Source organism: Leclercia barmai (assembly GCF_049312895.1).
GTDB lineage: Bacteria > Pseudomonadota > Gammaproteobacteria > Enterobacterales > Enterobacteriaceae > Enterobacter > Enterobacter barmai.
Map to the genome: position 1 here is coordinate 95,151 of NZ_JBMNWZ010000008.1, position 9,538 is coordinate 104,688.

Sequence of the window (9,538 nt, forward strand, 5' to 3'; positions counted from 1 at the left end):
CGGCTGCGGCGAGCACTACTGGCTCTTTCTGAAAAGCAGGATTTAACTAATCCTTGCTATCGGGATATCTTTCCAGCGGGTGGTGTACGCAGGGGACAGCATATCGCGTTTCATCTGCCAGGATGGTGCAATGCCTCGTCCGGCAAACCAGACATGGCCCAGGCCAGAATGATTAATACCATCGAGAACCTTCATCAGTTCTGCGCTATGAGGTCGGGGCGGACGTTCGTCGAACAGCTGCAGCTGCGACACGCCGGAACTTGTGAAGTCATTCAGCATCACACCGGCTTTGGCATACCGGTGGCCATCCTTCCAGATACGCTCCAGCGCCGTTGTGGCGGCCGCAATGATGTCCCGGGTATCCTGAGTGGGCGTAAGCAGTTTCTCCGTGGCCACGTTGCCGTAGTAAGGCTCTTTAACGGTGAACGGAGACGTTTTGATAAAGACAGAAATATGCCGGCAGAACTGGTGTTCCCCCCGGAGCTTCTCCGCCGCCCGTTCCGCATACTGGCAAATGGCCTGGCGGAGCGAATCCGCTTCCGTGATTTTCTCGCCAAAACTGCGACTGCAGACAATCTGCTGTTTGGTGGGAGGGGCTTCCTCGAGGGCTATACAGCTCTCACCGTTCAGCTCACGTACCGTTCTTTCCAGCACAACAGAGAAATTTTTACGCACAAAGGTCGGGTTCGTCAGAGCCAGATCCAGCGCCGTCCTGATTCCCAGAACATGCAGCTTTTTCGCAATACGGTTGCCGACGCCCCAGATCTCTTCAACAGGCTGCAGGGAGAGCAATTTCCGCGTTCTGGCCGGATTACCCGGGGTCAGGGCCAGTACGCCCCTGAACTGTTTCCATTCCTTTGAGGCCCACTGAGCAGATTTGGCCAGCGTTTTAGTGGGGCCCATACCGACGCCGATCGTCAGCCGGGTGCAGTCATAAACGTGTCCACGCAGTTGCCGACCGAAATCTTCCAGGTTATTGTATTTATGTATTCCATTGATATCTAAAAACATTTCATCAATTGAGTATTGTTCCACGCGAGGTGCCAGTTCCTCGAGACAGCTCATTACGCGGGCCGACATTGAAGCGTAAAGCTCGTAATTACTCGAGAACGCGTAAATTTTCTCCGGATAACTTTCGTTTTTCATCTGGAACCATGGGGTACCCATACGCACGTATTTTTTACTCTCCGCGCTGCGGGCGATTACGCAGCCGTCGTTATTGCTGAGCACCACAACAGGCTTACCCTTCAGGTCCGGGCGAAATACCCGCTCGCAGCTGGCGTAGAAGCTGTTCACATCAGCGAGGGCAAACATCAGTACATCTCCCGTGTCCGGTGGATGATGTGGGTCACCACGCCGAAAATTTCCAGCTCATTGGGGTCGGGGTAGATAGGTGCCCAGCCGGCGTTCATAGGCTGCAGAATCAGTCTCGGCCTCAGCAGCAGGCGCTTCACGGTAAATTCACCCTGCAGGCTGGCCACAACAATATCGCCGTGCTGAGGTTTTTCCGCGCAGTCGACGACCAGAAGATCCCCGTTAAACAGGCTACCATCTGACATGCTGTCGCCGCTCGCGCGCAGATAGTAGGTCGCACTCGGATGACGAATGCAGTAGTCATGCAAATCCAGATCTGACTCAACGTAATCCTGGGCCGGGCTGGGAAATCCGCAGTTGGCCAGATCTGAAAAAAAAGGGTGCGTTTGCGGCGGAATCTCTTTCCCCGGCCTAAGCAACTGTAACTTCATGTATCCCTCACGACTTTAATTATACTGTTTTTATATACAGTAGTATTTTTACCGTAAGCGATCAACTTCGAGCGCAGAATGCCCTTTTTTAACACGTCCCACATTCAACCCTTATTGTTCTCTAGTTTTTCTCTAGATTGTCCTTGATAAACCCCATCACACTGTGTAAATTCCAAATTGTTCTCTTATACTTCTCAAATAAAAACCTGATTTTGTATTTGAAATTACCGTGAGGTTATATGAAAATTTTCATCGATGATGGATCAACCAACATTAAGCTGATGTGGCAGGACGGAGAAAAAGTTCATCGGGCGATCAGTCCGAACAGTTTCAAGCGTGAGTGGGCGGTTTGCTTTGGTGGCCAGCGCGTTTTTAACTATTCGCTCAATGGAGAGCACTACACCTTCGATCCCATCAGCGCCGATGCGCTGGTCACGACCAACATTGCATGGCAGTACAGTGATGTGAACGTCATTGCCGTCCACCATGCGCTGCTGCAGACCGGACTTGAACCCCGGGAGGTCGATATTGTCGTGACGCTGCCGCTCGCGGAGTATTACAACCGTGACAATCAACCCTGTGCTGAGAATATCCGGCGCAAAGAGGAAAACCTGATGCGGCCGGTCACCCTGAATGACGGACTGACCTTCACCGTTCGCAGTGTGCGCGTCATGCCTGAGTCCATTCCGGCAGGCTTTGATGTGGTGAGCAAACTGGACGACCTTGACTCACTGCTCATTGTTGACCTGGGAGGCACCACGCTCGATATTTCACATGTCAGGGCCAAAATGCGGGGGATTTCGCGTATCTTTGGCGACTCCGGCCTGGGGGTATCACTGATGACGCAGGACGTCAGGGCGGCGATGGCAGTGGCCAGAACGCGGGGCAGCAGCTATCTTGCTGACGAACTCATCATCCACCGAGAAGACGAGAATTTTATGCGGCAGCGCATTAACGATGCCTCCAGACTGGCCGTCGTGCAGGAAGCGCTTCGCGATTCACATCACCGTCTTGTGAACCGGGTGATCGATGCCGTGAAGAGCTTTGAAAGTTATTCTCATGTTATGGTAATTGGTGGCGGTGCCGAACTCATCGCCAGTGCGGTCAGACAATTTTGTGGGGTGCGCGATGACAGGTTTTACCTGAGCGAAGATCCCCAGTTTGACCTGGTCAATGGCATGTTCGCAATTGGTTAATGAGATGGATAAACCGGACACCCGTAGAAAAATTACGTTTTACCTGAACCCCGAAAGCAACGCTGCTGAGCGCTACGTCTGCGATGAAACAGACAGGCTGCCCCAGGGGGAGCGGGGGAACGTCTGGCGTGCTGCGCTTCTGTCCGGCTTTGCCCTGAGAAAACAGGATGAAAGGCTGCCGCATCTGCTGGCAGCCCAGCTGAATGAATCGACCACGTTCGAGGAGATGGTTCTGCTGATGCAGGCGGTTTTCCCGGAAGAAATGAAAGCGTTCGGCAACCGCCGACCAGCAGCGCAGACGCCAGCAAAAGTGCAGGGCAGTGCACCGCCCGCGCCCCCGGAAGATGACAATGAAACCCTGAGCAATGCCCGGGCCATGTTTGGTGGCGCGAAGGATAAATAAGGTAAATCCATTATGTCACTCGTAAAGCACCATGCTGAACGCATGATCTGCCATGTTCTGCGTGCCAGAAACGTTCCAGAGGACCAGTGGGCGGACCTCGTCAAAAAGACTGGCAGGGGAATGATCCTGCTGGGCGTGGCGTTGGTCGTCCCGTTATTACTCGTCGATGCGATGCCCCTGCCGGTGACCATTGTGCTGCAGCTAGCCTATGCCTGTCTGATGTGCCTCGGAGTTATCCTGGCCTTTGACAATAAAACGGCAAAAGGACGGTCATGATATGAACATCAACCTACAGGAAACAGTATGCGACTCGAAGAACTGAAAGATGAAGACCGAACGCTGGTTGTGGTGGCCCTGCAGGCGCTGCACCGCGAGCGGTTAACTGCATCCAATGCCGCCTTTACGTTCTGCCAGCTGGCCGGAAAAACCCCGCCTCCGGATGATATTTTTGGATTGCATGAAGTGCAGGACGCGCTGCGTCGTATTGGGGCAGCGCCCGCGCGATAAAAGCAGCATAAAAAACGGCAGGAAGAAATCTCATCCCTGCCGTTAAAACGAGCGCTCAATTTTTCGGCGATTATAGAGTTTTAAATTGTGATGTAAAACACAATCTAACCTCAAGTAAAATTTCTCTGATTAATGCCTTATGCTGCGGATTCCTGCATACATAAAGTAGTCAAAACAGTAATCAACGAGATTAATAACGATCTGATTTACGGGTAGCAGACAGGAGCTGTTGTGAAAATTTATCACGGTTCACGCGCGTTATTTGACAGTTTTGACCCCCAGTTTTTTGGTACAGGCGAGGGTACAGGATTGGCGTTCTGGTTTATTGATAATTTTGACGGTGCCGATTACCACGCTCATATGATATAGCGTCTTCCTGTTCATACTCCCAGAGTCTATACCTGCGAATTCCCTGACCATTTGCCTGTGGCAGACCTGGATGCTTCTCTTTCTTCGCAGCCAAAAATCCTGGAACGTCTGAGGGACACCCTGCCAGTTGAACTGGCCTTTGAACTTCCAACAGAGAGCCGTAACTGGGGAACTCACCTGCTAACCCGATGGGCTGTTCTTTCCGGAAAAATAGGTGAAAACAGCGACTTAATTGATTTGCTGTTTTCCCGCTGCGGTATTATGGGGGCACATAACATACAGGGAGGTTGTGGGAATACCCGATACAAAGGCAGATGTACGGTCATTTTTGCAGGTGCTGCGCATCATATCCGCATACTCAAAACGGAAGAGGTATGAGTTTCCTTTTCATCACAGTTCTGCACAATCGAAGGGGCTGCTACTGACACGAAGCGGACCAGGCAACTGAGCTGAAGGTCCGCTGTGAGCGAGAAGCGGACACTCAATGACATTCATTTTTGCACTTATTTTTGTGTAAGGGCTCAATGGAGTTATAAATTTGCATGCCCCTGCCAGTCTCGTTTACTCGTGGTTATGATCTCTTAGAAAAACGGTCAATACGTCCTTGGGCGGGGTTACACCACTTTCTGAGGTTAGCCAACCCACTGCGCCACGATGATATGTCCCGTGAAAAAGCACATGATTGAGCATATCGACCGCCTTCATCTCACCATATCCGCCATCAACAAACTGGAATTTGATTGTTTCAGCAAGATCAGCGGAAGACATGGAATTGACATGTTGAATATACCAGTCTGTACATTCAGTCATCGTTATCAGAAGCTCATCAGCAGAGGGGGTCTCTGGCGTGTTCAATGCTGTGAAGGAATGCTTCTGACCGGTAACGTTAGCTCTGAAGATCAAATCAACCACATGAACGTGATTCATCAATCTGAGCGTCAGGTGGTGCTTTTCTGCATTTGCAGACGCATCGATTCTTTTAATCGCTTGTAGTGTTTCAATATCTATCCAGCGCTTGTATCTAAACAGCGTAACTAACTTGTCAGTATCCATGCGTCACCTCTTTTATACATTTTGTTATCCTATCAGTAACATAAAGGGTTCTCTACTTACTTCCGCTTTTGGCACATAGCAGACTGTGACCAAATAAAGGATGCCGGTTTCCTACGCCTTCCAGCTGTCTGCCAGCGGCGTGTTCAACGCCGTGCCTTCACGCTAACCCGGCCGCTACGGTCGCAAGGGTTCACTTCGTCTCTTTACTCACCCGTTCGCACCTTTCACGGTGCATTCAGCCCGTGAAAGGCTTGCGCTGCGGCCTGCGGCATCGCCCCAGCGCCCTCCGCTTTACGCCGGGTTTTTGTGGCGGCACGGCGCAACAGTGTGCCAGATGCTGAGGACGCAACTATGTTCAGACTGACCTGTATTGAACTCATTAACGGCGAGTTTGCCGTGTATATCAACAACCATTATCTGGGGAGCGAGGATGCCAGTAGTGAGCGACTCTGCCTGGGCGAGATTAAGGAGCAGCTTTCCCGGCTCCCGGGCGTGGAATCAAAGACCCTGCATGAACCTATGCCGGAGGGCGATGACTGGTGCTGGAACGACATCGCCGATCGCGTGCTGCCGTCGCTACCTGCCTGCCACGATGATATGACGGTGGCGGCGCTCATCGCCAGACTGCAGCAGTATCCGCAGGATGCTCTGTGTATGGGGACATTCTGGCTTGCAGACGATTTTCTGACGCTCGATGAAAGTCTGTCTGAAGAGGAAATTGCAGAAGCCATGCGTATCTGCGACCACAGCCACGATGCCGGAATCGGATTTAACTGGGACACGCTGCAGTTTGCGATTGACAGGGTGAAGGGGCGCTGACGAAAAAGAAGGACACCCTCCGGGGAGGCGGGTGTCCTGAAATCGAAGGCAAACATGCCAGAAAAAGGCACGAATCTGCCATCACTGAATATCCCCCTGTTGGACTCATAAGCTATCAGAACCGGTACCGAAGGATGTCGGTTCCCTCCGCCTTATGGCCGCCTGCCGGCGGCATATTCAACGCCGTGCCTTCACGCTAACCCGGCCGCTACGGTCGCAAGGGTTCACTTCGTCTCTGTCCTCACCCGTTCGCACCTTTCACGGCGCATTCAGCCCGTGAAAGGCTTGCGCTGCGGCCTGCGGCATCGCCCCTGCGCCCTCCGCTTTACGCCGGGTTTTTGTGGCGGCACGGCGCAACAGGGTGCCGTATATCAGAGAGGAGAGTGCCATGTCCCGTTTTATCCTGGGTGACTGCGTGCAGGTCATGTCCCGTTTTCCGTCGCGTGCAGTGGATTTTATTCTGACCGATCCGCCGTACCTGGTCGGCTATAAGGATCGCACCGGGCGTACCCTTGCCGGCGACAACACGCCGGAATGGCTGCAACCGGCCTGTCATGAGATGTATCGCGTCCTGAAAAACGACAGCCTGATGGTGAGCTTCTACGCCTGGAACCGGGCAGATTTGTTTCTTAATGCCTGGAAAACGGCTGGCTTCCGGATTGTGGGGCATATCGTTTTTGCAAAATCGTATACGTCGAAATCAACATTTGTCGGCTATGCCCACGAAAGTGCCTACCTGCTGGCGAAGGGCCGGCCACAGGCGCCGGACCGTCCCATCCCGGATGTGATCCCCTGGAAATATACGGGCAACCGTCACCACCCGACTGAAAAGCCGGTGCAGAGCCTGCGCCCGCTTATTGAATCCCTGACCCGACCGGGCGCCATTGTTCTGGATCCGTTCGCCGGTTCCGGCTCCACCTGCGTGGCGGCCGCCGAAACCAGCCGGCGCTATATCGGGATCGAGATGCTTGAAGAGTATCACGCCGCTGGCGTTCGTCGCCTGGCGCAGGTTGAAAGGTCGAGAAGAATGCCGGCCGCAAATGATGGGGCCTTTTATCCCGACTATCCGGAGGCAGCATGAACTATGCGGGACTTGAGGATCTGCGCACGGACGTCGCCACCCTCAGCAATGCCATGTGTGATGTGCGGATGCTGCTGAACCGCCTCGAATCTCAGCACAGGCACGATGCGGCCACGCTGGCTGAACGTATGGCCGCGCAGACCCTGCGCCGGATAAACACCCTTTTACTGGAAGCGTACCGCGAAGCCCTGGTGCTGGACGAAACCTTTCAGGACTGACTGACCCTGCCGGGCGATGCCCGGCCTGTTAACCCGATAAGAGAGTAAAAACATGTACGGAACCCGTGAAGAACTTTGTGTGAAGCTTGAAAACATGTTCACTGCCTGTGAACCGCTGACCCTGCTGGTCTGGACAACGGACGCGGTATTAGCGGCGTGCCGGAAACACAACCAGTTCCCGACTGAAGAGGAAGCACGCAGGCTAATGAAAGCGATCGGTGACACGCATATGGCTGTTTACCAGATTAAGGGCGTCACACAGGCCAGCGTGAACGACATGCTCACGCTCCACAGGAAAGAAGCAAACCGGCAGGTAAGCGTGCCGGCGGCCCTGCTCACACGCGTGTTGCAGGACTATGAGTGTGAGCTGGAGCACAGGGCGGGTCAGGCATGGGAGGCGGGCCGGCCCGAGCCGCAGGCCGTACAGGAGGCGAGAAACGACGTGTACCGGCTGAAAGAGGCGCTTGCTGCCTGATAGTGAGCCGGGGGGATGCCCCCGGTTTGCCAGTGGCCATCCACTGCGAAAAAGGAGGTCAGTGCCTTCCGCTTTTATCCGCCGCAGCCCGCCGGGCCGCGGCGGGACAGTAAAACTCCCCTGACATACCGTGCGGTGGCGGCATGCGCCGTGACTTCACTGTAGCCCGGCCGCATCGGCCACAAGGGTTCGCTTCGCCGCCGTCCTCACCCGTTCGCACCCTTCACGGTGCATTCAGCCCGTGAAGGCTTTGCGCTGCGGCTTGCGGCGTCGCCCCTGCGTCCTCCGCTTTTCGCCGGTCTTCTGTGTCGTCACGGCGATGCCGGAACCGAGAATATGTTAACCGTGGAGGATGTATGAACCAGACCCTGACCCGTTGTGATGCCGTTCGTCTTGAGGGCGCGCAGCGTCTGACTTTCTTACCGGATGTGTTTGGCGGCGATTTTATAACGTCCGAGGCATCCATCTATGCCTATGCCAGACGCTATTGCCCCGACTATGTGGGGGGATTCTGGCAGTTTTACCGTCTGCCGGACGGGGGCGGATTTATGGCGCCCGACATGGAGAGCCTGACGTTTTGCAATGCGGAAAACTGGTTTGAGCAGACCGTCAGCGGGGAAGTGGCGGGGATCATCCTCACTGCGCTGGTTCTTAATCACCGGAGCTGGCACCACAGCAACCATGACCACGAAGAACTGTGTCGCCACTTTTGCCGCCGCCATGATCAACTGATGGCGTTTGCTGACACTCACCCGGAAAGCGCAACCATCTGGCGTGCCCTGGACTGAATGACCGCGGGCGGCGTTGCCGCCCGGTATCCTGAAAGAAGAGGAGAGACGTAATGCAATTATCAGCCGAAACACGAAATATCCTGCGTCAGTACAAAGACCAGATCAACACCAGACGACGTGATTTGGGACTCAGCCCGGTTACTACCGCAAAAGTGGTGGAAGAATTGTGTGAGTCCGCAACCCGCCAATGTTCCGTATACTTATGCGGTCATTTTATTCTTCAGGGCGGGCAGGGCGACAAACAGTAACAGCAGGGCGGGGCTACAGCTCCGCCTGTTCGCGCGCTGAAAACCCTGTCATCCCTGCGGGCTGACGGGCTGAAGTGACAGCGCCTGCGGCGCTGCATCTACGCCCGGAGTCCGGAACAACAGCAGACTCATTCGGGTAAATTATGTGAGGGTAAAAACAACGCCGTATCTGCCGGAAATCATGTCATTTGCTGATCTGCAGGGTGTGAAGGCCAGCAGGCTCCGTTTGCCCGGGTTTACGGGCCGGCCCGGGCAGTGAAACCCGATCAGCAAATTATCCGGAATATTACACATGGCCCCCTTCGGCTCCTGACCCGCTGCGCGGTTCAGTCGTCGAGCCCCACTCCGCCAGGGCCGCTGCTGCGCACCGGCCAGTCTCCGCCGAACCCCTGCGGGTTTCGGGCTTCGCTAGGGTCTGATGGCGAAGGTCAACTTCCCGGCTCACAGCGACCGTGCCGGTCGCGTCGCCTCCACCGCGCCGGCTGATGTCGTCGCTCTGATGCCGCCACGCCGTTCCGACGTGTCGGGTGCGTGCATCCTGTTCCCCCGGTGAGGCCATCACCCTGTGTGTCCTCCCGCGGAGGGCTGGTCGTAGCACCGTCGGGTCGTCATCCAAGGGGTGAAATGCACGCT

16 protein-coding genes are annotated in these 9,538 nt (G+C 54.7%); 12 read left to right on the forward strand and 4 right to left on the reverse strand.

Annotated elements, in window-relative coordinates; translation table 11 throughout:
* Positions 1-42 precede the first annotated feature (42 nt).
* Positions 43-1,314: a Y-family DNA polymerase gene (locus ACOYA6_RS21595; protein WP_234115801.1), complete on the reverse strand. Its 1,272-nt coding sequence runs from the start codon at positions 1,312-1,314 to the stop codon at positions 43-45.
* Entirely contained in the window at positions 1,314-1,745 is a 432-nt protein-coding gene (umuD, locus tag ACOYA6_RS21600; protein WP_422655395.1) for a translesion error-prone DNA polymerase V autoproteolytic subunit, read from the reverse strand. Before umuD ends, ACOYA6_RS21595 begins: the two co-directional genes overlap by 1 nt.
* A gap of 239 nt (positions 1,746-1,984) precedes the next feature.
* Between umuD and ACOYA6_RS21605 the strand changes: the two genes are divergently transcribed.
* The 6 genes from ACOYA6_RS21605 (at position 1,985) to ACOYA6_RS21630 (ending at position 4,598) form a co-directional block, all read left to right on the forward strand.
* Positions 1,985-2,941, forward strand: a complete 957-nt coding sequence (locus ACOYA6_RS21605; RefSeq protein WP_404528507.1) for a plasmid segregation protein ParM — start codon at positions 1,985-1,987, stop codon at positions 2,939-2,941.
* Positions 2,942-2,945: 4 nt separating this feature from the next.
* The gene (locus ACOYA6_RS21610; RefSeq protein ID WP_375148022.1) at positions 2,946-3,344 is read left to right on the forward strand and encodes a plasmid partitioning/stability family protein; all 399 of its coding nucleotides are present in this window, start codon (positions 2,946-2,948) and stop codon (positions 3,342-3,344) included.
* 12 nt (positions 3,345-3,356) lie between these two features.
* The gene (locus tag ACOYA6_RS21615; protein WP_422655396.1) at positions 3,357-3,620 is read left to right on the forward strand and encodes a hypothetical protein; all 264 of its coding nucleotides are present in this window, start codon (positions 3,357-3,359) and stop codon (positions 3,618-3,620) included.
* 27 nt (positions 3,621-3,647) lie between these two features.
* Positions 3,648-3,851: a hypothetical protein gene (locus ACOYA6_RS21620; RefSeq protein ID WP_148569878.1), complete on the forward strand. Its 204-nt coding sequence runs from the start codon at positions 3,648-3,650 to the stop codon at positions 3,849-3,851.
* A 231-nt stretch (positions 3,852-4,082) separates the two neighbouring features.
* On the forward strand, positions 4,083-4,220 hold the full coding sequence (locus tag ACOYA6_RS21625; protein ID WP_422655397.1) for a hypothetical protein: 138 nt from the start codon (positions 4,083-4,085) through the stop codon (positions 4,218-4,220).
* A 57-nt stretch (positions 4,221-4,277) separates the two neighbouring features.
* Positions 4,278-4,598, forward strand: coding sequence for a hypothetical protein (locus ACOYA6_RS21630; RefSeq protein ID WP_422655398.1), 321 nt, complete (start codon positions 4,278-4,280; stop codon positions 4,596-4,598).
* Between the two features lie 183 nt (positions 4,599-4,781).
* On the opposite strand, the gene ACOYA6_RS21635 is transcribed toward ACOYA6_RS21630, so the two are convergent.
* Positions 4,782-5,273, reverse strand: a complete 492-nt coding sequence (locus ACOYA6_RS21635) for a DinB family protein (protein WP_422655399.1) — start codon at positions 5,271-5,273, stop codon at positions 4,782-4,784.
* A 351-nt stretch (positions 5,274-5,624) separates the two neighbouring features.
* On the opposite strand from ACOYA6_RS21635, the gene ACOYA6_RS21640 reads away from it, so the two are divergent.
* Complete coding sequence (locus ACOYA6_RS21640) at positions 5,625-6,092, forward strand: hypothetical protein (protein WP_422655400.1); 468 nt, start codon at positions 5,625-5,627, stop codon at positions 6,090-6,092.
* Between the two features lie 258 nt (positions 6,093-6,350).
* On the opposite strand, the gene ACOYA6_RS21645 is transcribed toward ACOYA6_RS21640, so the two are convergent.
* Complete coding sequence (locus ACOYA6_RS21645) at positions 6,351-6,482, reverse strand: hypothetical protein (RefSeq protein ID WP_262364825.1); 132 nt, start codon at positions 6,480-6,482, stop codon at positions 6,351-6,353.
* Here ACOYA6_RS21645 and ACOYA6_RS21650 point away from each other — a divergent pair.
* From ACOYA6_RS21650 to ACOYA6_RS21670, 5 genes are all read left to right on the forward strand, one after another.
* Positions 6,481-7,173, forward strand: a complete 693-nt coding sequence (locus ACOYA6_RS21650; RefSeq protein ID WP_422655401.1) for a DNA methylase — start codon at positions 6,481-6,483, stop codon at positions 7,171-7,173. The two genes, ACOYA6_RS21645 and ACOYA6_RS21650, sit on opposite strands and share 2 nt — an antisense overlap.
* A complete protein-coding gene (locus ACOYA6_RS21655) occupies positions 7,170-7,391 on the forward strand; it encodes a hypothetical protein (RefSeq protein ID WP_148569892.1) in 222 nt (73 codons plus the stop codon). Before ACOYA6_RS21650 ends, ACOYA6_RS21655 begins: the two co-directional genes overlap by 4 nt.
* A gap of 52 nt (positions 7,392-7,443) precedes the next feature.
* Positions 7,444-7,866 carry a DUF1380 family protein gene (locus ACOYA6_RS21660; RefSeq protein WP_422655402.1) on the forward strand — a complete coding sequence of 141 codons (423 nt, stop codon included), beginning with the start codon at positions 7,444-7,446 and terminating at the stop codon, positions 7,864-7,866.
* Between the two features lie 356 nt (positions 7,867-8,222).
* The gene (locus tag ACOYA6_RS21665; protein ID WP_234115809.1) at positions 8,223-8,654 is read left to right on the forward strand and encodes an antirestriction protein; all 432 of its coding nucleotides are present in this window, start codon (positions 8,223-8,225) and stop codon (positions 8,652-8,654) included.
* Positions 8,655-8,707: 53 nt separating this feature from the next.
* Positions 8,708-8,905, forward strand: a complete 198-nt coding sequence (locus tag ACOYA6_RS21670) for a hypothetical protein (RefSeq protein WP_422655403.1) — start codon at positions 8,708-8,710, stop codon at positions 8,903-8,905.
* The last annotated feature ends 633 nt before the right edge of the window (positions 8,906-9,538 follow it).